This is a genomic window from Cohnella endophytica (genome assembly GCF_003628305.1).
Classification (GTDB): domain Bacteria; phylum Bacillota; class Bacilli; order Paenibacillales; family Paenibacillaceae; genus Cohnella; species Cohnella endophytica.
This window is the reverse complement of sequence record NZ_RBZM01000001.1, coordinates 225,941-246,574: the sequence shown is the minus strand read 5'-3', so window position 1 is coordinate 246,574 and position 20,634 is coordinate 225,941. Positions and strand designations below refer to the sequence as shown.

Below are 20,634 nucleotides of genomic sequence, written 5' to 3'. Positions count from 1 at the left end.
CCGTCTCGCTTAGGAAACGGGGGTTAGTTTTTGGGTGGAAGTTTTTAATATATTTCGTCTTTACTTAAAACCAATCCGCAAAGCCTAATTTTCTCAGGTTGTCGCCGGAAGTTCGTAAGCAATCGAACGGATCACGCCCGTACACGTCGTCTTGCTCTACTAAGAAATACTTTGAACCGCTCTCGAGCCCGGCTTCCATGATGCTTTTTATATCCAGGTTGCCTTCGCCGACTTCCGCGAATTGTACCGTATTGTTGAACGCTTGAAAAAATTTATCCATATCGAAACCGCCGGCAAGGGCATTCAAGTCGATCTGGCCGATACGGTAATCCTTAATGTGCAATAACGCGATACGGCCCGCATATTTCCTAATAAACTCTACCGGATTTTCCCCGCCTCGTTGAATCCAGTGAACGTCGAACTCGAAGCCTATATGAGAAGTATTGTTCTTGATAATATCCAATAAGTATTCTCCATCGTATTTCTGGAACTCGATATGGTGGTTATGATAATACAGCTCAATGCCGTGCGCCGCTAGTTTCTCCGCGTAGAAATCCGCTTTTTGCACGAATTCCATGATTTTGTCTTTATGTCCGATCGACGTGAACGGAAGCATGCCAATGCGTAAATAGTTGCAATCCAATGTTTTGCAGTCGTTTACGATTTTGTCGAAATCGGCAGCAAGTGTCTCTCCGGGCATGCCCGGCATCATCGGTTCTACTGCTGCGGAAAGCGAGGCAATCTTGATATGGAAATCCAAGCTCGCCCTTCTTAGTTCGGCGACGTTCTCGGGCGTCATTGGAATCTGCGAAACCTCTACGCAATAATAGCCCAGCTCGGTCAGCTTTCTCATCGTTTCGTAGACGCCGATTTCATCCACTTTACCTTTTAGCATCATCATTTGCACGCCGATTTTACCTTTTTTCATATTTAGAAACCTCCACGGATCGTAAGTTTAGTTGCGGATGATTCACGAATGGCATCGATCATCTTTACGGATGTTAGCGCGTCCTTCACATGTACGTAATTATGCGTGTCCGCCTCGATGCAACTATAGAATTGATGAATGAGCTTGAGGTGACTTGCCCCGTAATAGAACTTGGTGCCCGGCAACTTCGTGTCTTCAATGAGCGTTTCTCTCTCGCCATGTTCGTTAAGAAAAGTTAGAATACTGTCTTTGATGATGAATTTCGCTTTCTCTAACATGACCTCCAACTCCACGCTGGAATTGTCCGGATTCGCTATCGTTGCATAATATAACCCCGTTGCGCCGTTCTCGAACATGATACGCGCGGTTGCGGTGTCCTCGACTTCGATGCCATAATCTAATAGTTGATCGATCGTACCTCTTATGGATTCGATTCGTCCGCCGAGAAGCTGCATTAAATCCAAAGTGTGGACGGCTTGGTTAATCATGACCCCGCCGCCCGCAAGCTCCATCTTGCCTCGCCATGGCTTCGCTTCGTAATAAGATTTGGGCCGATGCCAGGCCACTAATCCCTTCAAGCCTTTAACTTCGCCATATTGGCCGCTATCGACGATTTCCCGTAGCTTTTCGAAGGTTTCGTTGAACCGATTCTGAAAGCATACGCATATTTTAACCTCCGGATGGTCTTGCTCTAGCTTAGCTAGGGTTAAAGCTTCCTCGGTGTTTAAGGCCACGGGTTTTTCGAGGAACACATGGACGCCTTTCGCTACGCAGGCTTGCGCCACGGGAACGTGAAGATAATGCGGCAGACAAATATGCACGCAATCCAAATCCTCTTGCTCCAGCATCGCATGAAGATCGGTATAGAAATTCACGCCGGGCACGGCATTGCTTAAGGATTCATCGATATCGCAGACCGCGACCAGGCGGGCATAGGGATTAGCTTGAATGGCGGGAATATGAATATGAGAAATATCCCCAAGACCGATAACGGCTGTCTTTATCATTAAATCCTCCATTTGGGAAACTAACTCATAACCTAAGCGTTATGAGTTAGTTTCATTTTTGATATTTAAGAACGTGTTGGATACTTGTTCTCTTCTTTAATTTTTTTGTTTAATTCAACCAAATACAGCTCTTCATCGAAAGGAATCTCTACTTTTTTACCTAGGAAACTCGACAGATGGATTGCATTGGCAAGTCTAACGCCATGTATTCCGTCGCTGCCGGGAGCGATTAACGGCGTGCCGTCCACGATATTAGCTGCGAAGTTTTCCAACACGGTCATATGCTGAGCACCCCATACGTTTTCGAACTCCAGCACTTCTTCGCTGTAGATGTTGGAATCGCTTTGGCCCATGAATATTTTCATGACATCGTTCATGCTCATTGTCGCGTTCATTTCGGACTCGGGCTTAACAAGTCGTTTGATCGTGATTTTCTTGCTGTCATCGACGACGATCTTACCCTTCTCGCCAAGAATCTCGAAACGGTCCGTACCCAGAACGTCATGGGTGCAAGTAATGAATACGCCAGTCGCGCCATTCTCGTAGTCGAATACAGCGGATACTTCGTCTTCAACGGCGATATTCCTTTGGTAGCCGTATTTCACGTTGGAGTACACTTTGCTCGGCATACCGCAAATCCACTGAAGCAAATCAAGCTGATGCGGAGCTTGGTTAACGAGTACGCCTCCGCCTTCGCCGCCCCAAGTTGCTCTCCACGCGCTTTGATCGTAATAGCCTTGCGGTCTCCACCACGTCGTAATCATCCAGTTCGTGCGGCGAATCTCTCCAATCTCGCCATTATCGATCAACTCTTTGAGCTTCTGGTAGAGCGGATTGGTTCTCTGATTAAAGAAAATCGCAAAGGTCAACTCCGGTTTGGATGCCGCATAATCGTTTAATTGTTGGACCTGTTTCGTATATACGCCGGCCGGTTTTTCTACCAACGCGTGGATGTTTCTCTCCAATGCCGCAATTCCCATCTCCGGATGGAGGTAATGAGGAACGCAAGTAACGATAGCATCGACCTTACCGCTCTCCAGCATGTCCAAATAGTTGTCATAGAAAGGCACATTCGGATATTTCTCGGCCGCCGCTGCCTTTTTGGCAGGGTCGATATCGCAGATTGCTCCGATGACCATGTTATTCACTTTACCTTCCGCCAGGAACCCAGCGTACATTCCGCCTTCCGCTCCTAAACCAATAATCCCTAATTTTACGGCTTTCATAATAATCCCCTGCTTTCTGATTCCTATTTTATTGCATGCACCATTGACTCGTTGTTCCTAAGATTACGGAAATATGCCTTTATTTTAAGTCGGATGACTCTCCGAATACACTCAACTATCTTTGCAAAAAGCGAAATAATCTTTCTCTTGGAACAAAAAAACCGGATATTAAAAGAATCCTAAAAATCCTCGTATTTAAAAGAAGGCTAGGTTAAATTGTATTGTTGATATTTGACAAATACGAACATTAGTTCTATTGTTGGACAAAAGGGTTTATCACTTCAAATATGCAGAAAAAATTTTTACCTATAATGAGGTGTAAAATGGAAATCGTGATGTTGCGTGACGTAATCGATGATGACCTGTCGATTTTTTTTGATCAGCAGATGGACACGACTGCCAATTTTATGGCTGCCTTTACTGCTAAGGACCCGTCGGATAAGGTCGCTTTTAAGGCACATTGGGAGAAGATTTTAAACAATGAGACGATTATAAAAAAGACAGTAATTTATAGTGGAAGTGTGGCTGGACATGTCTCTAGCTTTGAACAGTTCGGTGAACGGGAAGTCAGCTACTGGATCGGACGGGAATACTGGGGGAAAGGTGTCGCGACTGAAGCACTCTCTCAATTTCTGGATTGTATAACCTTTCGCCCCCTTTATGCTCGTGCGGCGAAGGATAACATTGCTTCCATTCGCGTATTAGAAAAGTGTGGCTTTGAGATTAAAGGGGAAGACAAGGGGTACTCCAATTCACGAGCTGAGGAAGTTGAAGAATATATCCTGAAGCTATATCCAAAAAGAAAAAGCCCCAAAACGGGACTTTTTTAGAATGTGCGCACATGATGCCTTCTTGAATCTTACAAACAATCCTTTATTTTTCCGATTATCTCTTGGTATTCTTCGTCCGTAAGCTGCTTATTCTCGGACGGATTCATCTCGAACATTTTACCCCAAGCCGGTCCGTCTTTATATTTAGGTACGATGTGGAAATGGACATGAGGCATCGTATCCCCGAACGCCCCGTAGTTGATTTTGTCCGCGGAGAAGGCTTGCTCAACCGCCCGCGCAGTTTGAGCAACGTCTCTCATATATGCGTCTTGCATTTCTTGGGACAGCTGAAACAACTCCCTGTGATGCTCGTTCAGCGCCACGACGCATCTTCCCTTATAGGTCTGTTCCCGGAATAAAAATACCGTGGAAACTCGAAGCTTGCCGATCTCGATCATGATCTTCTCCAACCGGCCATCGCTCGTACAATACATGCACTCCGGATTCATCGGGCAACCCCCTTATCATCGTTAGTCGAAACCGCTACTCCACGCGAACCGCTTGTTGCTGAGCCGTAAGACATAACTCCGCCGCCTTGAATACATGCTCCTGCGTCATCGCAAGCTCGGTTCGGTTCAAGCAATCCAAAATGAATTGTCCGAAGAACGGAAACCCGACTTGACCGTTTAACGCATAACGACGTTCTCCTTCGTGATTGACCAAATAGAGTTGATCGCCTTGCGGATCGCGCGCGACGTCGATATATTTTCTTATTTCGATATACCCGTCCGTACCTAGAATGATCGTGCGTCCATCCCCCCAAGTGCCGAGCCCGTTCGGCGTTAACCAGTCGACCCGGAAATAAAAAGTCGCGCCATTGTCCCCGATCAGGGTCGCATCCCCGAAGTCTTCAAGCTCCGGGTATTCCTTGGCATGATAGTTCGCTACTTTGCTGCTGGCCACGGTCGCGTCCTTACAGCCCGCGTAATATAAAAATTGCTCGATCTGATGGCTTCCGATATCGCATAGAATTCCGCCGTACTTCTCGAATCGGAAAAACCAATCGGGGCGCGATGGAGCGTTTAATCTGTGCGGACCCAAACCGATGACCTGTACGACGCGGCCGATCGCGCCCTCTTGAATCAATTGCCCCGCGAACACGGCGCTTTCCACGTGCAAACGCTCGCTGAAATAGACGTAATATTTTTGGCCGGTCGCAGCCGCTTTTTCTTTGGCGGCAGCCAATTGCTCCAGTGTCGTAAAAGGGGTTTTATCCGTGAAATAGTCCTTGCCGTGATCCATCGCCCGCATCCCGAGCGCAGCCCGTTCAGACGGTATGGCCGCTGCGGCGATCAAGCGTACCTCGGGATCGTTGAGAATTTCCTCCTCCGAGGATGCGGCCTTGACTTGCGGATATTTATCGCAAAACGCTTTCACTTTTTCGGAATCCGGATCATACACCCACTTTAATTCGGCTCCCGCTTCTATTAAACCGTTACTCATGCCATAAATGTGGCCATGATCCAGCGCGATCACGGCGAAGACGAACTCTCCGGGCTTCACGACGAGATTCGGCTTACCTTGCGGTGCATAATTCATTCCGTCTTTTTTTTGCATGGTCTCGATCCCCTTAAATGGTAGTTAAGCCTTCCCCAGAAAACGCCAGAAATTCCGATTAAACAGATCGTCAATATCCCGCTTGATTTCCTCTTCCGTTAAGCGCCAGCCGCTCAGGTGTAGCTTCTCATATTTGTCCGCAAGTACGTTCCCGATAATTCTTCTGGAATGTCCCCATTTGTAGATCAATTGTTCGAAGACGCGACAATCGGAATGCTGAGGGATCATTGATGTTCCTAACAGCTCCACCCGGAACTTCGTCATCTCCTCGACCATGGATTCGATGTGAAGGAACCACCAGCAGCCGAAAATCATCAAATTGCGGAATTTGCGCGCAAGCACCGTCAATTCATGCTGATTCTCTCTTGCGAGCATCGTGATTAAAAACTTCTGATCCGGATAACGGCGGCATAAAGCTTCGACTGCCGACACGTCGGATAACATGCTCATATCGCCCGCGAGCTTAAGCGAAGGGTTAACTCTCCGGCGTACGCCGATCATTAGCGCGAACGGAATATTCCTCTCTTGGCATACCGGAACCATAACTTCGTCGATCATCTTGCTGCGATGATCCTCCGCTGGATATCTAAAGTCGCCAGGCATCGAGACGGCAAGGTAGAGCGCGTCCATTCGAACGATCCATTCCGACAGAAATCTTCGAGTCTCGGCTTTTGTCCGTTCCGTCCACTCCGCTTGTACTTCATAACCAAGGTTTTGAAGTTCCTTAACCGCATTCGGCCAGTCATTCAGCAAGGCATCCACCCGAAGCGCGGCATAGAACCGAGGATCCGTCTTTCCGCCGCCGGACAGCCAGACCGGGCGTTCAATCGGGTCGAACGGGTCGTTCGTCATGACGATTTTGTCGACGCCCGCGAGCTTCATGACGTCGTCCACTTGTTCGTTCGCCGTACGTTTCTCCAGCTCCCGACGATAGTCATCCAGATTACGCGAGGTAACGTCCAGACCAAGGCTTTGGAGGATCGTGATAAACCCGGTAGCCGCCTCGCTTACTGGAGAATGGTCGATAAAGAGCTTTTTCCATATCCAATCCGCTTGCTCGCGTTTGGACATCGACCAGAAATGACTATAATCCTCTTCCGACCATCGGAAAGACTCCGATATCAAATAATGGTAAGTAAGTAATTCATCGATTCCCCATAGTAGCAGTTCGCCGAATTCGGGCGCGTATAAATGTGTATGCATATCCGTAACAGGCAGGCTGCTTGCTAACCGTTCGACGGTGCTACGAAGCAATGCTAGATCTTCGATCTTTTGTTGTTGGCTCAAATTGATCTACTCCTTGTTTAGTCGAATAAGTTAACAACGTTGTTATAGCGGGTTAAAAAAAGCTCTTTCCGGTTAAAATCGCACTCCCGGAATAAAGCTGAATAGATAGGCGGCATACCTTGAACACGAACATTCCCGCTAGTTTAACTTTTTGTGCACCGCGCGATAGACTTCCTCTAGGGGTACCCCGAACGAACGGGCGGCTTGTGCCGCATCCTCGTATTCCGGCGCTTGGCGAATCAGTCTCTCTCCATCCATTGCTTGTTTTACCCGAAGGGGTCCGTATGGAGTTTCTATCTGAATCCATCGACGTTCAAGCGCTTTTCTTTGCCAATTACTTTTGCGTACTCCGAAGGTAGAGGTTTCCGTTAACAGCGTCTCCATGCATCGATCACAATTTGCTGGATGACATAAGACGCTGATCAGAACGCCGGGACGATTTTTCTTCATATACACGGGCGTGTAATAAACATCAAGAGCGCCGGCCTCGAATAGTCGTTCCATCGCATAACCAAGCGTCTCGCCCGTCGTATCGTCCACCTGGGCTTCAAGTACGACGATCGTCTCTTCCGTAGCCGCAGAACGTTCCTCTTGGTACAAAACGGCTCTTAAGACGTTAGGATGCTCGAAATTTTTCGTGCCTGCTCCATATCCGATCAGATCAATGGTTCCGGCGGGCAGAGGACCGAAGCCGGACGCGAGCGCCTTCACGATTCCCGCTCCCGTCGGCGTAGTCAGTTCTCCTTGCGCGGTAAAGGAGGATAACGGCACCCCACGGAGGAGTTCAGCGGTCGCAGGCGCCGGTATCGGGTATAAGCCATGAGCCATCCGGAGTCTTCCGGTTCCGGTAGGCACGGGCGAAACAATGATTTCGCCGATATCTAAGCTTTCTAGCGCTAGACAAACACCAATAACGTCCACTATGGAATCCATAGCCCCTACCTCGTGAAAGTGAACATCGGCCGGATCCATCCCATGAATCTTGCCTTCCGCTTCGGCGATCAATCTAAAGATCGATAGACTCCTCGCCTTAACCCTTTCAGGGAGACTAGAGCTTTCGATCATCCGAAGGATGTCCGAAGCTTTTCTATGCTCGTGAGGATGGTGATGGTGATGGTCATGGTCGTGATGATGGTGGTGGTCATGCTCATGATTGTGGTGATGGTCGTGCTCGTGATGGTGGTGATGGTCGTGCTCATGATGGTGGTGATGGTCGTGCTCATGATGGTGGTGATGGTCGTGCTCATGATGGTGGTGATGGTCGTGATCGTGATGATGGTGATGGTCGTGCTCGTGCTCGTGCTCGTGATTCGCTTGATCAAAGCTTAACTTCAGCCACTTTGCCGTAATCCCTCGTCGATCAACCTTTTCGAATTCCATCCGGAAAGGATCGATCGGCAATTGTCTAAGATGCCGGATGACGTAGTCAGGATCCGCGCCTAGATCAACCAATGCGGATAAAGCCATATCTCCGGCGATGCCGGATACGCAATCCAAGTAAAGTGTTCTCATGTTAGTCGGCCTCCGCTACCAATTGTAAAATCATGGCCGCTTGATATCCCGCACCGAAGCCATTATCGATATTCACTACCGTAACGCCTGCAGCGCATGAGGTCATCATGGCCAGCAACGTCGTTATGCCTTGAAGATTCGCTCCGTATCCCACCGACGTCGGTACGGCGATCACCGGTCGGCGAACGAGTCCGCCAACAACGCTAACCAGCGCGCCTTCCATTCCGGCCACTCCAATGACGACAGAGGCTTCCCGAATTCGATCCTTATGCGTCAGAAGACGGTCGATGCCGGCAACGCCCACATCATAGATACGATCGACCTCGCAGCCCATCCACTCTGCCGTTCCCGCGGCTTCTTCGGCTACCGGAATATCGGAGGTACCTCCGGTCAGAACGGCTACCTTACCTGGAAGTTTGCGAAAGGGCTTACCGAATCGGATAAGCCTAGACTGTCCATCATATTCGGCATCCGGATGTTTAGCCTTCACTCGCTCGGCCATCTCGGATGTTGCCCTGGTGACTAACGCCCTTCCATGAACCTCCACGAGCCTGGCAAATATCGTTTCTACTTGATCCACCGTTTTCCCAAGACCGAATACGACTTCGGGGTGTCCGGTCCTTTCCTCGCGGCCAACGTCCAGCTTAACAAATCCATGATCCTCGAATCCGTTCACGCTAACGCGCCTCCCCGGCTAAGTACCTGGTTCATGCTGCCGCTGCGGTAGCCCGTAAGATCCATGGCCACGTAAATAAAGCCCAATTCCTTAAGCTTATTCGAGATCGCCGAAGCATGGACGATGAGCTTATCCATCGCGTCGGGTTCCACTTCGATTCGTGCGATATCGCCATGACTGCGTACCCGGACTTGGCCGAATCCGAGCGAACGAATATAACGTTCGGATTCGCCGACGCGGCCGAGTTTCTCGATGGTAATCGTCTCTCCGTATGCGATACGGGAGGATAAACAAGCGAATGACGGCTTGTTCCATGTGGGAAGTCCATGTTCTCGCGATAGATCGCGGATTTCTTCTTTATATAGCCCGGCTTCCTGAAGGGGACCTCTCACCCCGCGTTCCTTCGCGGCTCGCACCCCAGGGCGATGCTCGTTCATGTCGTCCGCAATAAGTCCGTAAATAATATGTTTATAAGCTCCATCCTCAACGAATGGTTCCAAATGCTCGAATAAGCTTTGTTTGCAGAAGTAGCAACGGTTTCCGTTGTTCTCTTTATAACCCGGTATATTAAGCTCCGACGTCTCGATAACGACATGTGCGGCTCCGAGCATACGCGCAAGACGGGTAGCTTCCTCAAGTTCTTCCGTCGGGTACGTCTCGGAGTCGGCCGTAACGGCCAAGACTCGCTCGCTCCCTAGCGTCTTCAGTGCCGTATCTAAAAGGAAAGTGCTGTCGACGCCCCCGGAGAACGCCACGACAACGGATCCCATATCGGAGAGAATCGATTGCAACTTGTTGTATTTATCATGCATGGTGTAAATCCCCCTTCAATTAAGACAGGCCATTCGAATGAAGCTGTAATCTCGTCATCTCATGCATGGGCTCCTTCAACCGGTCATACAAACTTAGATAGAGCGGCAGAAGGTCTTGATACACTTTATGGTTTGCTGCAACCGGTTCGTACAGGCTGCCCTCCATGTCTTTCCATCTTAACAACGCGCCGCTACATCCGTCCATCGCATAGAGACCTAATTGCGCTGCTCCGAGTCCGGAGCTTTCTACCAGATCGGGAACGCGAACGGGAACCCCCAGCATATCGGCCAAGATTTGACACCATAAGGAGGATCGTGCGAAACCGCCGGATGCTCGAACTTCTTTCGGTTTGTCTCCAGCTTGCTCCATTAAGGAAGCAATAGCTGTAATTTGAAACAGTACTCCTTCCATTGCGGCTCGGAGCATGTGTTTCTCGGTGTGCGCAAGCGTCAGTCCGAACATGACTCCTTTAGCCTGCGCATCCCAGAAAGGAGCGCGTTCTCCGGATAACAAAGGCATAAAAAGCAAGCCGTTCGCCCCAGGCGGTATATCTGCCGCTAATGGAAGCACCTCTTCCAAATCGCGTCCGGGAAATAGGCGATCCGAAATCCATTGAGCCACGATGGCTCCGTTGTTGGATGGCCCCCCGACGATCCAATGATCTTCGGTTAAAGCATAACAAAACATTCTTCCTTCCGGATCGAACGTCGGACGGTTCACGGTGGCCCGTACCGCGCCGCTCGTTCCGATCGTCACTGCCACCACTCCGTCTTCCACCGCGCCTATTCCGAGATTGGCAAGCACGCCGTCCTGTGCGCCTACTACGAACGGAGTTTCATCCGAAAGACCCATGCGCAATGCCGCGTCCTTTTTGAGCCCGCGTAAAACTTCAGTAGTCGCAACGAGACGAGGCAATTGCTCCTCGCGTATACCGGCGAGCAGCAAGGCTTCCTTATCCCATGCCAACTCTTCCAGATTAAATAATCCCGTAGCGCTTGCGATCGAATAATCCATTACCATCGTACCGAACAATTGATAAAGGACATATTCCTTAATGCCAATGTAATGATGAGCGGAATAGAATAGCTCCGGACGTTCTTCCCTCATCCAAATCAGCTTGACGAGCGGCGACATCGGATGAATCGGGGTTCCGGTCCGCTTGTAGACTGCCAACCCCGTCCCATCGCCGTTCATTCTCTCGGCTTGAGCCGCGCTACGCTGATCCGCCCAAGTAATGCTTGGAGTAAGCGGTCGACCTTCTTGATCGATTAGGATCAAGCTGTGGTTCGCGGAGCTAAAGGTGACGCACAAGATTTCGTCCGCCGTCCAGCCGCCCTGCTTCATAACGTGCTCTACGCAATCTAATACGGCCTCGTAGATGACATCGGGATCCTGCTCCGCGTAACCGGGACTTGGCGTGTGCAGCGGGTAACCAATCGAGTGGCTACCGAGCAACTTCCCTTCCTGGTCGACCGCTAAGGTCTTGGTGCTTGTCGTGCCGATATCGATGGCTAGCACGAGTCTTTTATCGATGCTCATTTGGGTAGAAATCCTTCCTCATCGAATGTCCACTCATAGGGTCCTTCCACAACCTCGATCCGCGGGTTGCGCAAAGCTTCCTCAAGCAAGGTTTCGGAAATTTCGATGGTCCCAAGATGGAGGGTGTCGCGAATATGGACAAGCTTGCACTTCGTGTAATCGAGAATGTTGCAGGTCTTAATCGCCGCTTTTATGGCATCGCGGTCATTCTCCAACGTGGTCGCCTGCTTCGTAGGCGCACAAACTGTCGACGTGAGTCCATTCGCGTAAGTGCCCGGCCAGTCCGCCTTGGAGACCAACCTGCTCGTCGTGAAATCCGCAGTACCCACCCCGTTCGCATTGCCTTTGGATTCGGGAGTGAGATCCAGAACGACCATTTTGTTTACGTCGGGCCCTCCATGCGCATAAGGGGTCGGATACCTTCCCGTAATATTCGGGTCCGCCCCGTCTCCGCTTATGTTCTTGCCGATATAATCGATAACGAGCACGTCGAACTCTGGGAACAAAATTTGCGGAAGCCGGCTCTTCGCTTCTACAAGTAGCTCTTTCTCCCGTTCCTCCATAATATCCGTTCCGAGAACCTCTACACGGCATATTTGGTCGTAGGCATTTTCTACGATCGCTACGCCGAACAAAATCGGCAGCTTATCGATCATCACCTTGGCCATAGCGGGGACATTCTCGGCCATATATTTGAAGCCCAATTGATGGCAAGCTTCCGCGCCCTTCTGCTTGCCTAATCCGATGGCAATCATCTTGAGCAGTCCGCTCTCGATCGGTCCCCGGAATGCCGTGTGCGGCTTAATCCGATTGAGGACGACGATGACGTCGGCTTCTGTAGCCGCAATCCGATCGCAATAAACCGGCAAGCCGTTAGGCAATCGGTCCAGCTCGACAACCTCCATAGAGGAACGGATCGGGCAGCCCATCCGTTCTTCGTCGATGCCCAAGTGGGCAAGCACCTCGGTTTGCCCCTTGTCCGTTGCTCCTCCATGGCTACCCATGCAGGGTACGATGAAGGGATCGGCGCCTTTTCTCTTGATTTCATCGATAAGCGCTTTAGTCAGCTCGTCAATCCGGGAAATCCCCCTGCTGCCTACCGCGACCGCAACCTTCTGTCCGGCTGCGATCCGGGCCACCGAATCCGAAGTTCGCAGTTGTTGGATCAGCTCGCCGATAGGATCATCTAATTTCGTAGCGTCAAACGACTGCCTGATCTTAACCATTCTCGGAATCGGCGTGTTCTCGACTAACTTCCTAAGAATTTCGCTCATATCGTCATCGCTCCGAATCCGCCGTCAACCCGCATTAACGCTCCGGTAACGAACGAGGACGCTTTGGCCGAAGCTAAGTAAACAACGGTTCCCTTCAACTCTTCGGGCTCGCCGAAACGGTTCATCGGAGTATGCTTCATAATCGATTCCACTCGATCCGGCGACAGGATCGCCCGATTCTGTTCGGCCGGGAAGAAACCGGGAATAATCGCGTTTACTCTTATTTTATTGGGAGCGAACTCGCGAGCGAGGAATTTGGTCACGCTATTAACGCCCGCTTTCGAGACCGAATAAGTGAATACGCGAGAAAGCGGAGGTTCGGACGATACCGAAGAAATATTAATAATTGAGCCGCCTTGGCCTTGTTCGATCATTTTTTTGCCGAATATTTGACTCGCCAGCACTACGCTCTTGAGGTTAACGTCCATGATTCGGTCCCATTCGTCCATATCGATATCGAAGAACGGCGTCGCGCTGTTCGTCCCCGAAGCATTCACTAAAGTGTCAACGCGTCCGCCCCATTCCAATACGCGGGCTAATACGGCTTCAAGTTCGTCTTTTCGGGTAGCATCCGCTTTAATGGATAAGGCAGAGCCTCCGGCCTGTTCGATCTGCTCGCAAACCGCTTTTGCCTTTTCCATGTCCCGTCCGACAATAGCGACCTTTGATCCTGCTTCGGCAAGCGCGGATGCCATAGCGCTACCCAATACTCCATTGCCTCCGATTACGACGGATACCGTGCTTTGTAGGTTAAACAATAGAAACAAGCCCCCTAATGAATAATTAACAACGTTGTAATTTTCATCATATCCGAATATAATTGAACTGTCCAGACGAAATAAAAGAGGCTTTTCAAGTTCATGTAAGCGCATTATGATGATAAGTACGACAGACCCTATACGCAGGAGCGTTTCTTTCGGAGGGAATTCATGGTAACGATTAAAGATATCGCACAGCGGGCGGGAGTCAGCTTTTCCACTGTATCCAAAGCGCTGCTAGACAGCCCTCTCGTCAAGACCGGAACGAAGCAGCATATTCTCGCGATCGCCAAAGAAATGGGCTATCAGCCCAATTTCGCCGCTCGGAGCCTCGTCTCCAGGAAAAGCGGCGTAATCGGCGTAGTGTGGCCTTCGATCGAACGGGCAGCCCTTTCTTCGCTCATTACTAACCTTAACGGCGAGCTGGAAAAAGACGGGTATACGATGCTGCTTTCGATGAGCGGAATAGATTCGGCGATCGACACGTTCCGCAGATTCCAAGTTGACGCCATTCTCGTCTTCGGAGACAAGGACAAGGATGCTAATTCTCCCTCCTTTCAACCGTCGCCGATTCCGATACTTACGTACGGGGCAGCCAATTATACTCCTTTCTCGGCAGTCGACGTTAACCGGGGGCAAGCGATTCGTCTGGCGGTACGCCATTTAGCCGAGCTTGGTCATCGTAATATCGCCTTCATAGGCGAACCTGAAACGCATGATCCCCTGCAAGCCGTTAAAATTGAATCCTTCCGAGACGAGGTCATTCGTCTTGGTCTTCCCTTCGCCGATGATTCTATTCTTAAAATGAAGGGTCTCGCCTTTCATGACGGTTATTTGGCAGCTAAAACAATGCTAGAACTTCAGAATAAACCGACTGCCGTAATTAGCGGCGGGATCGATCTGACGAGCGGAATCCTGCGGGCGATTGCCGAACGAGGTCTTAGAGTTCCGAGAGATATGTCCGTTGTCAGCTATGATAACCTTCCCCAGATGGAGGATCTTGATGTTCCGATGACGGTAGTCGGCGTAGCGATCTCCAAGATTACATCCGTCATTGCCAAGACGCTTCTCGAACTTATCGGAGAGCCGGACAAACTGAAGACAGTCCACTTGGAGCCCGAGCTTGTCGTACGTTCTTCTAGTAGCGCTTTGTAAAATAAAAAGGTGAGTTAGCGTCGCGCATCCGCAACGCTAACTCACCTTTTATTATTGTGGCGCAGGGCGCCGATAGAAATACACTTATAATTCTTTCGTCATAAATACGCTGTAAGGGTCCTCTATGTAATCCGCGAACGGTTTGCATTCTCGGAATCCAAAGCTTGCATAGAGTCTCATGGCCGGCTCGAAAGCCTCCATCGAGCCCGTTTCCAGACTAATGCGAACGAAGCCGCGCTTCTTGGCTTCTCCAACGATGTGCTCGAGGAGTCGCTTCGCAACGCCCTTTCTTAGATGCGCTGAAGAAGTTCGCATGGACTTGAGCTCCGCATGTCGACTATCCAGTTCTTTTAACGCTCCGCAGCCTAATAATTCATCGCGTTCCCATACGCTCCAGAACGTGATTTCCGGCTTTCTCAAACCCTCGAGATCCAGGGCATGAATACTTTCCGGCGGAGAATGCTCCGCCATTCCCAGAAGATGTTCTTCCAGTAATCGGGCGATTTCGGGCCCGGTTAGATCGTCTAATCTAATTTCCAATATAACCACTCCGTAGGCTCTAATCTATTGATCAAATATATGATTTATCGAGGTCTCGTTCAACCGCATTCCATAATTCGATTACCTGAACAAGCGCCCATTTTTAGCTGCTTTTGTAACCTATCGATCCAATAACGATACCCTGTATAGACAAATGACTATTTCATGCGGAGGTTATGCTATGGATCGCGGATTTTTTCCAGGCGGCGGTTTTGGTGGCGGATTCGGTGGCGGTTTTGGTCGCCCGTTCTTTCGGCCCTTTTCCCATCCTTTTTTTCCGAACCGTACCTTGTTCCCGTTTTTCTTCTTCTCCCCGTTCTTTTTCCCCTTCTTCAGAGACGGCAAATCGGACGACATGTTATTCGCGCAGCACCAAGTTCAACGCGGAGACACGTTAGCGGCGGTAGGTCACAAATATAATATCCCTCATCCCATACTTGAGGAGGCTAATCCGCACATCGCGAACCCGAACCAGCTGAATGTAGGCGAAATGATTTACATTCCCCGCATATCTAATATGATGTGTCAGAAAACGTATACGGAAATGCCGACTTCCGGGCAGCAAGTTCAACCGATGATGCAACAAGGGAAAAAATCGTAAACCTCGAATTTGACCATGCGGCGATCTTATCCCTGTCAATGACTTGGGAAAGATCGTCGCGCGTTCGGATTAATGACTTTCGAATTTCACGGGTCTCATGAATAACCTCAATAATTGCTCCTTCGGGTCGTTGCCGCCGTCGATGACGGAATCGACCGCTTGGCAGATCGGAAGCTCCACGCGATATTCGGCGGATAATCGCAATAAGGCTTTCGCTGTAGCTACTCCTTCGGCCAGCTTTCCGAAAGATTCCTTCCTTACGAAAGCTTCTCCGAAACGCCGATTGTTACTATGGGCGGAAAACACCGTTGCTTCGTAATCGCCGAGATGCCCTAGACCGTAAGCGGTTATTTCGTGCCCGCCCATGGCTTTAATCAATCTCGAAACCTCCTTCGTCCCTCTGGCCATTAACGCCCCCTTCAAGCTTGTATATCCTAATCCATCCAACATGCCTGCCGCGATTCCGATGACGTTTTTCGCCGCTGCTCCCATCTCGTTGCCTATTAAATCTTGCCCGTAATAAAATCTGATCGTCTCGCTTCCGAAGCTATCGACGATCCTCTTAGTGACGTCGATATGATCCGAATCGATAACCATGCAATTGGGAATATCTTTCGTGAATTCCTGAACGTGCCCTGGGCCGACCCATATGGCTACGTCTACTTTCGAGCGTATTTCTTCCTTCATCACTTGCGATAGCCTTTTTCCGGACTCCATTTCAAGTCCTTTCATACATAGAACAAAGGTTTTACCTTCGATTTCCAACGCATTAAGTTGCTTCGCGAAACCTCTTAGTTCTTGAGCGCTAATTGCGACGAGAACGACTTGGGCTGAAATGATGGCTTCCTCGAGTCTATTCGTTATATGTATGTTAGGAGACAGAGTTAAATATTCGTTAGCTCGACGATCCTCTAATCCCGCATAGCTTTTTGACCCTTCTCTTCCCCATAGAACGACTTCGTGCCCGATTTTATCCGCATACCAGGACAAAAAAGAGCCCCATCTTCCGCAGCCTAACACTGTTACTTTCACCAAGTAGCGCTCCTTTGCATGTTTACCTGTCGTTTTTCGTCCGACCTTCTCCCCCTATTATACTTAGATTTTAAACATGGACAAATTTGCTTACCATTCACTCTCTAGCATGCTATCAGCGTACTACACGAACAACCCGCCTGATATGTAAAAAAGGAAGACCCCCTCGGGATCCTCCTCCGCCTAGTCATCCTTATAGCCCTAATTTATGCCCCTTCTCCAAACGCTGAATCTGTTGCTCACCGTTATCGGCCAGCTCCCTGAATTGATTAATGGTCTCGCGCATCTTAGGAAGAGCTTCCTGCTTATAAGTGCTTATGGAATCCAAAGCCGATAACACGTCCGTGAATGCCTGTTTCAACGTATCTACCGAAATGCTCGCTTCAAGGGATTGCTTATGAATCGCCGCGCCCTGATCCTTTAACATTCTCGAGGTGCCGCTAATTAGACTGTCCGTCGTCTGATTGAGAAGCTCGATTTTCTTTAAGACGATCCTTTGATTATAGAGCGCGCTAGCCACCGTAACCGAGATTCTGAGGGCCGAGACCGTAACGTTCCTCGCTCTGTCCACCCCTCTGATCAGCTCTTTGTTGTTACGGATAACCACTTCGATCGCCATGATTCCTTGCTGGTTCACGACCATCATTTGTTGCAAATCCATCACTCTTTGGCGCAGAGGGAACAGCACTTCTTCCGTAATGAACCGAACCTTATCTTCGGATTCGCCGCGCGCTTTCGCCGCTTCGATCTGCGACTCGATCTCTTCGTCCATCAACGTCCCAAGCTGGATTTCCTTTTGCAGTCTTTTAGTAAGCTCCCTAAGCGCTTGTTGTTCGAACTCCAAGGTCGTATTGTCGTTTTTTAATACGGTTTTCCCTTTGTCCAGAGAAACGATGATATCCGATATAACGGCATCGGCTTTCTGATACTTGGCAAAATAACTGCGCAAAGGATTAAAGAACTTGCCTAGAAAACCGCTTTTGGCAAAATCCACCGCGCTCGGGTCCAAGTCCTTCAACTGGACATGCAGCTCGGTTAACCCTTTGGCGACTTGCCCCCCCTCATCGCCCGTCTTGGATAGATTGCCGACGGACACTTGCAGAAGGGAGTTTTTTTCCGAGGACGACTTCATCGAATTCATGCCGAAGCTATCGATGGATTGCAGAACCTCTTTTCGTTTCTCTACCGACTCGATGTCTAAATCCAAGATCGTGGACACATTGTTTACCGCCAATTCTTTGAGTTGTTTGACTTCTTCCGGCTCGGGCTTAACCTGCTCTTCGATCGCCGTCTTGATTTTCTCCGGACTTACGACTTCCATCGTAAACGACATCGTAACCCTCCTCTTGGTTTCTCCATTTACAATTGAACGTTAAGCAAATTGCCGATTTTATACACGACGTCGTCCGTATCCGCATTGATGCTGGCTGCTTCGTTTATACTCGAGATGCTTTGAAGCGCTTTAATATTCGCATTGTAACCGATCGTGTAAAGCGGAATCTTGAAGTTCTCGATCAAGCCTCTAATATCTTTAAGCGAATGCCCTTCGTTCGTTTCCCCGTCACTGAGGACGAAAATCAGAGGTTTGATGCCCGGGTGAAGAGCTAACTCGTCCTGAAGCATCTTCATTGCGACCACGATCGCGTCGAAAGTAGCCGTTCCTCCGCCGGCTTGAAGGCTATCGACGGCTCCGACGAACATGGACTGCTGATTCGTATCGTACTTCCCGATAGGAAGATTAATCGAGACGTCGCTTGAGTATGAAACCAACCCGATGCTATTGTCCCTGCCCAGGTACTTCTGGCCGTTCAGCAGAGATTCTTTTAGCCTCTTTAACGGTTCGCCGTTCATGCTCCCCGATACATCGGCTACGAACACCGCGGCAATCGGTTTGTTGCCGTTTTTCTTTTCCTTCCACAGCTTCTGCGCGGAGGACAACACATTGCCGTCGACCGTGGCAAGTTCCGATTTGTATTCCTCGAGTCCGTTAAAACCTTTGTCCTTTGCCAAGCTCTGATACTTAGCCTGCGCTACGAATTCCGCGAACTTACGAATAATATCCAGCTTTTCCTGAGGCAGATTGCCTAGAGCATACAACGGGCTGTCATGCCTCACGCCGAACGGAGTGAACACGTATCCATCCTTCAAATCCGTCGCATTAACAAAGGTCTGATACTCCAAGACGAAAGCATCCAGCATCCCCGACTTCGCCGCATCCCGCATCTGCAATGTCGTAGACGCTAGGAAAGGCACATTGGATTGAAACTTTTCGAAGCCTTGAACCGCTTGATCTCCTAATAGATTCGTGCTGTCGAATGTAGCCAGCGCGGTCACAAGGAAGTTCAAACCGGTAGAACTGGCGAACGGATCGGTGTATCCCATCGACAACTCGTTATCCGCGATGGCGTCCGTTATCGTTTTTACGTTTAACGAACCGTATTTCTGAACGAGCTCGTCGTATTTTTTCTTCGTAGCCACTACGCCGGCCACGTTGCCGACAAGACGTTTGGAGACGAGCTGAATCGGGGTTCCTTGCGCCTTGACCATTTCTCCCCATAGCTCGTTCGAAGGCGTGAACGCGTCCGGAACGTATTTGCCGGAGCGGATATAATCCGTTGCCGTGCCCGACGCGATATTGCGGATCTTGACGGAAACCGCCTGCCCGTTCAAGGTAATGTTGGCCTTATTGAAGTCCGTCGCGACCTCATTAAGCCACCCGTCGTTACCGGTACCGGATTTCTCCGTCGAGGAGAAAATCTCTACGAAGCTATCCGTCGTATTGGCAACCGAGATCGGAAACTTGGATATATCGGGCAAAGAATCTCCTACGGCTACCGGATCAAGGTCGATCTGACCTTTTACGGGTTCCGTTGTCGTTACGGAAATCTTTTTGAACAGCTTTTCCAGTTGCTTATCCGCATTCTCGGTAGTTATCTCGGTCTCCGTCTTGCCTAAATTCGATGTGAATCGGATTCCGAAATACACGAGTACGAACACGACGACCGCAATCCCCGCTAACACCACTGCAGCCTTGCTTTTGCTGGCCATCCCTATCTCCCCCTCATTGCTCATAAAACTTGGTCTGCTTGATCAATGAATCGATTTCTTTCATGCAAGGCATATTCTCGACGTCTTCGTAATTGGCAGAGCCTAGTTGAGAAATCTCCAGAAGCAACTTATCCAGCTTCAGCAAAATTTCTTCATTGGCGTCAAGAGAACCCTTCACGAAGGCGAAATACTCCTGGTAGAGAACCGATCGTTCCTGTAACAGTTTGCCGGAAAATAGCTTGGATCTTTGCGGATTGGCGAGCATGTCGAATTCCGATAGATCGAATACGCTTAGTTTATTGAGGATCCCCCTCATGTTCAGGAAAAAAAGGTTCTCGACCTCGGCAATTACGGCGATGAATTTCTGGAAGCTTAGCTCCGTTCGATTAAACCTCTCGCTTAATACTTTCAACAGGACGTTCCTTTTTTTGTCCATTCGGTTCAACTGATCTATGGCAAGCCCGGTTTCCGTATTTAAAGCTTTCAATTTTTTGTAAGGGATAAAGGCGGCAATATAATCCTCATGGGACTTCAGCTCTTTAACGGGCGTCGCGACCGCGGGCTTTAACAGTAACGCGTAACTCCCATATAGAAGCGTTAGGACGCTGCTCAACAATAACGTGACGCCGGAAGCCGTCTCTAGAGCGCTATCCCCCCCGATATCAACTCCTATGAATCCCGGCGAGAAGATCACGATATTCAGAAGCGCGACTCCGCCGATAAGTCCCAGCAATTTCATGGTTCTTGTGCCGGTCATCATTCACACCTCCAACGCGATACTTCATATGTATGTAGATTCAGGCGCACGCATGTTAAACAGGCCGCCGATATCGGCAGCCTGTTCATTCCGG

The 20,634-nt window shown here is 49.6% G+C and carries 20 protein-coding genes; 3 read left to right on the top strand and 17 right to left on the bottom strand.

Annotated elements, in window-relative coordinates; genetic code table 11:
• Positions 1 to 64: 64 nt before the first annotated feature.
• From D7Z26_RS01260 to D7Z26_RS01250, 3 genes are all read right to left on the bottom strand, one after another.
• On the bottom strand, positions 65 to 928 hold the full coding sequence (locus D7Z26_RS01260) for a sugar phosphate isomerase/epimerase family protein (protein WP_120974002.1): 864 nt from the start codon (positions 926 to 928) through the stop codon (positions 65 to 67).
• A gap of 2 nt (positions 929 to 930) precedes the next feature.
• Positions 931 to 1,935 carry a Gfo/Idh/MocA family protein gene (locus D7Z26_RS01255; protein ID WP_120974000.1) on the bottom strand — a complete coding sequence of 335 codons (1,005 nt, stop codon included), beginning with the start codon at positions 1,933 to 1,935 and terminating at the stop codon, positions 931 to 933.
• Between the two features lie 65 nt (positions 1,936 to 2,000).
• Positions 2,001 to 3,161: a Gfo/Idh/MocA family protein gene (locus D7Z26_RS01250; protein WP_199731633.1), complete on the bottom strand. Its 1,161-nt coding sequence runs from the start codon at positions 3,159 to 3,161 to the stop codon at positions 2,001 to 2,003.
• A gap of 323 nt (positions 3,162 to 3,484) precedes the next feature.
• Between D7Z26_RS01250 and D7Z26_RS01245 the strand changes: the two genes are divergently transcribed.
• Positions 3,485 to 3,991 (top strand): GNAT family N-acetyltransferase, encoded by a 507-nt coding sequence (locus tag D7Z26_RS01245; RefSeq protein WP_120973996.1) that lies wholly within the window; start codon positions 3,485 to 3,487, stop codon positions 3,989 to 3,991.
• A gap of 29 nt (positions 3,992 to 4,020) precedes the next feature.
• On the opposite strand, the gene D7Z26_RS01240 is transcribed toward D7Z26_RS01245, so the two are convergent.
• From D7Z26_RS01240 to D7Z26_RS01200, 9 genes are all read right to left on the bottom strand, one after another.
• On the bottom strand, positions 4,021 to 4,440 hold the full coding sequence (locus D7Z26_RS01240) for an HIT family protein (RefSeq protein WP_120973994.1): 420 nt from the start codon (positions 4,438 to 4,440) through the stop codon (positions 4,021 to 4,023).
• 34 nt (positions 4,441 to 4,474) lie between these two features.
• Complete coding sequence (locus tag D7Z26_RS01235) at positions 4,475 to 5,548, bottom strand: Gfo/Idh/MocA family protein (RefSeq protein WP_120973992.1); 1,074 nt, start codon at positions 5,546 to 5,548, stop codon at positions 4,475 to 4,477.
• Between the two features lie 24 nt (positions 5,549 to 5,572).
• Positions 5,573 to 6,835, bottom strand: coding sequence for a glucuronate isomerase (locus D7Z26_RS01230; RefSeq protein ID WP_120973990.1), 1,263 nt, complete (start codon positions 6,833 to 6,835; stop codon positions 5,573 to 5,575).
• A 138-nt stretch (positions 6,836 to 6,973) separates the two neighbouring features.
• Complete coding sequence (gene larC / locus D7Z26_RS01225; RefSeq protein ID WP_120973988.1) at positions 6,974 to 8,347, bottom strand: nickel pincer cofactor biosynthesis protein LarC; 1,374 nt, start codon at positions 8,345 to 8,347, stop codon at positions 6,974 to 6,976.
• A gap of 1 nt (position 8,348) precedes the next feature.
• Positions 8,349 to 9,023, bottom strand: coding sequence for a nickel pincer cofactor biosynthesis protein LarB (gene larB, locus D7Z26_RS01220; protein ID WP_120973987.1), 675 nt, complete (start codon positions 9,021 to 9,023; stop codon positions 8,349 to 8,351).
• Positions 9,020 to 9,835, bottom strand: a complete 816-nt coding sequence (gene larE / locus D7Z26_RS01215; protein WP_120973985.1) for an ATP-dependent sacrificial sulfur transferase LarE — start codon at positions 9,833 to 9,835, stop codon at positions 9,020 to 9,022. Before larE ends, larB begins: the two co-directional genes overlap by 4 nt.
• 19 nt (positions 9,836 to 9,854) lie before the next feature.
• Entirely contained in the window at positions 9,855 to 11,375 is a 1,521-nt protein-coding gene (locus tag D7Z26_RS01210; protein WP_120973983.1) for a gluconokinase, read from the bottom strand.
• Positions 11,372 to 12,649, bottom strand: coding sequence for a nickel pincer cofactor-dependent isomerase, group 22 (locus D7Z26_RS01205; protein ID WP_120973981.1), 1,278 nt, complete (start codon positions 12,647 to 12,649; stop codon positions 11,372 to 11,374). Before D7Z26_RS01205 ends, D7Z26_RS01210 begins: the two co-directional genes overlap by 4 nt.
• Complete coding sequence (locus tag D7Z26_RS01200; RefSeq protein ID WP_233566542.1) at positions 12,646 to 13,416, bottom strand: SDR family oxidoreductase; 771 nt, start codon at positions 13,414 to 13,416, stop codon at positions 12,646 to 12,648. Before D7Z26_RS01200 ends, D7Z26_RS01205 begins: the two co-directional genes overlap by 4 nt.
• Before the next feature lie 162 nt (positions 13,417 to 13,578).
• On the opposite strand from D7Z26_RS01200, the gene D7Z26_RS01195 reads away from it, so the two are divergent.
• Positions 13,579 to 14,562 carry a LacI family DNA-binding transcriptional regulator gene (locus D7Z26_RS01195; RefSeq protein WP_120973977.1) on the top strand — a complete coding sequence of 328 codons (984 nt, stop codon included), beginning with the start codon at positions 13,579 to 13,581 and terminating at the stop codon, positions 14,560 to 14,562.
• An 84-nt stretch (positions 14,563 to 14,646) separates the two neighbouring features.
• Here D7Z26_RS01195 and D7Z26_RS01190 read toward each other — a convergent pair whose 3' ends face one another.
• Complete coding sequence (locus D7Z26_RS01190; protein ID WP_120973975.1) at positions 14,647 to 15,102, bottom strand: GNAT family N-acetyltransferase; 456 nt, start codon at positions 15,100 to 15,102, stop codon at positions 14,647 to 14,649.
• A gap of 181 nt (positions 15,103 to 15,283) precedes the next feature.
• Between D7Z26_RS01190 and D7Z26_RS01185 the strand changes: the two genes are divergently transcribed.
• Positions 15,284 to 15,703 carry a LysM peptidoglycan-binding domain-containing protein gene (locus D7Z26_RS01185; RefSeq protein WP_120973973.1) on the top strand — a complete coding sequence of 140 codons (420 nt, stop codon included), beginning with the start codon at positions 15,284 to 15,286 and terminating at the stop codon, positions 15,701 to 15,703.
• Positions 15,704 to 15,772: 69 nt separating this feature from the next.
• Here D7Z26_RS01185 and D7Z26_RS01180 read toward each other — a convergent pair whose 3' ends face one another.
• The 4 genes from D7Z26_RS01180 to D7Z26_RS01165 form a co-directional block, all read right to left on the bottom strand.
• On the bottom strand, positions 15,773 to 16,735 hold the full coding sequence (locus tag D7Z26_RS01180) for an NAD(P)H-dependent glycerol-3-phosphate dehydrogenase (protein ID WP_120973971.1): 963 nt from the start codon (positions 16,733 to 16,735) through the stop codon (positions 15,773 to 15,775).
• 193 nt (positions 16,736 to 16,928) lie between these two features.
• Positions 16,929 to 18,068 carry a toxic anion resistance protein gene (locus tag D7Z26_RS01175; RefSeq protein ID WP_120973969.1) on the bottom strand — a complete coding sequence of 380 codons (1,140 nt, stop codon included), beginning with the start codon at positions 18,066 to 18,068 and terminating at the stop codon, positions 16,929 to 16,931.
• 26 nt (positions 18,069 to 18,094) lie between these two features.
• Positions 18,095 to 19,783 (bottom strand): vWA domain-containing protein, encoded by a 1,689-nt coding sequence (locus D7Z26_RS01170; RefSeq protein WP_120973967.1) that lies wholly within the window; start codon positions 19,781 to 19,783, stop codon positions 18,095 to 18,097.
• Between the two features lie 13 nt (positions 19,784 to 19,796).
• Positions 19,797 to 20,540: a hypothetical protein gene (locus D7Z26_RS01165; RefSeq protein ID WP_120973965.1), complete on the bottom strand. Its 744-nt coding sequence runs from the start codon at positions 20,538 to 20,540 to the stop codon at positions 19,797 to 19,799.
• Positions 20,541 to 20,634 lie beyond the last annotated feature (94 nt).

Coding starts and splice junctions, on each gene's coding strand:
- D7Z26_RS01260 (WP_120974002.1), bottom strand. CDS start 928: ATGAAAAAAGGTAAAATCGGCGTGCAAATGATGATGCTAAAAGGTAAA.
- D7Z26_RS01255 (WP_120974000.1), bottom strand. CDS start 1,935: ATGATAAAGACAGCCGTTATCGGTCTTGGGGATATTTCTCATATTCAT.
- D7Z26_RS01250 (WP_199731633.1), bottom strand. CDS start 3,161: ATGAAAGCCGTAAAATTAGGGATTATTGGTTTAGGAGCGGAAGGCGGA.
- D7Z26_RS01245 (WP_120973996.1), top strand. CDS start 3,485: ATGGAAATCGTGATGTTGCGTGACGTAATCGATGATGACCTGTCGATT.
- D7Z26_RS01240 (WP_120973994.1), bottom strand. CDS start 4,440: ATGAATCCGGAGTGCATGTATTGTACGAGCGATGGCCGGTTGGAGAAG.
- D7Z26_RS01235 (WP_120973992.1), bottom strand. CDS start 5,548: ATGCAAAAAAAAGACGGAATGAATTATGCACCGCAAGGTAAGCCGAAT.
- larC (WP_120973988.1), bottom strand. CDS start 8,347: ATGAGAACACTTTACTTGGATTGCGTATCCGGCATCGCCGGAGATATG.
- larE (WP_120973985.1), bottom strand. CDS start 9,835: ATGCATGATAAATACAACAAGTTGCAATCGATTCTCTCCGATATGGGA.
- D7Z26_RS01210 (WP_120973983.1), bottom strand. CDS start 11,375: ATGAGCATCGATAAAAGACTCGTGCTAGCCATCGATATCGGCACGACA.
- D7Z26_RS01205 (WP_120973981.1), bottom strand. CDS start 12,649: ATGAGCGAAATTCTTAGGAAGTTAGTCGAGAACACGCCGATTCCGAGA.
- D7Z26_RS01195 (WP_120973977.1), top strand. CDS start 13,579: ATGGTAACGATTAAAGATATCGCACAGCGGGCGGGAGTCAGCTTTTCC.
- D7Z26_RS01185 (WP_120973973.1), top strand. CDS start 15,284: ATGGATCGCGGATTTTTTCCAGGCGGCGGTTTTGGTGGCGGATTCGGT.
- D7Z26_RS01175 (WP_120973969.1), bottom strand. CDS start 18,068: ATGTCGTTTACGATGGAAGTCGTAAGTCCGGAGAAAATCAAGACGGCG.
- D7Z26_RS01170 (WP_120973967.1), bottom strand. CDS start 19,783: ATGGCCAGCAAAAGCAAGGCTGCAGTGGTGTTAGCGGGGATTGCGGTC.
- D7Z26_RS01165 (WP_120973965.1), bottom strand. CDS start 20,540: ATGACCGGCACAAGAACCATGAAATTGCTGGGACTTATCGGCGGAGTC.